Source organism: Neobacillus paridis (assembly GCF_016765675.1).
Classification (GTDB): Bacteria; Bacillota; Bacilli; order Bacillales; family Cytobacillaceae; genus Neobacillus; species Neobacillus paridis.
The window spans coordinates 542-986 of record NZ_JAESWB010000288.1 but is presented as its reverse complement, the minus strand read 5'-3'; the positions used below and the strand labels follow the sequence as shown (position 1 = coordinate 986).

Below are 445 nucleotides of genomic sequence, written 5' to 3'. Positions count from 1 at the left end.
ATCGAAGGCTGTCATGCCCGGTCGCACGCCGGACAGCACGGTGGGCGGATAGTAGGCGCCCGGTCCTTCCGGCACCACGCCGCCAGTCAGGAGCCGGGCACCTTGCTGCACGCTCTGCATGACCTGTTCATGAACCTGGTCGCGCAGATCGGCACGCGCCATCGGCCCGATATCCGTGGCTGCATCCATCGGGTCGCCAAACCGGATTGCCTGGAATTTTTCCAGGTAGCGCTGCTCGAATTGTCGAAACAGCGGCTTGACGATAATGAAGCGCTTCGCGGCGATGCAACTCTGGCCGGCATTGATCAGGCGGCTCTTTACGCAGGTTTGCACCGCCAGTTCCAGGTCCGCATCTTCCAGCACCAGGTAAGCATCGCTGCCACCAAGCTCCAGCACGGTTTTCTTCAGCTCCGAACCGGCAATGCCCGCCACCGACCTGCCGGCC

1 protein-coding gene is annotated in these 445 nt (G+C 62.7%); it reads right to left on the bottom strand.

The window, feature by feature from the left end; genetic code table 11:
• Window positions 1–445: aldehyde dehydrogenase family protein (locus JK635_RS28865; RefSeq protein ID WP_202655501.1), on the bottom strand; the 445-nt coding region annotated here is incomplete at both ends.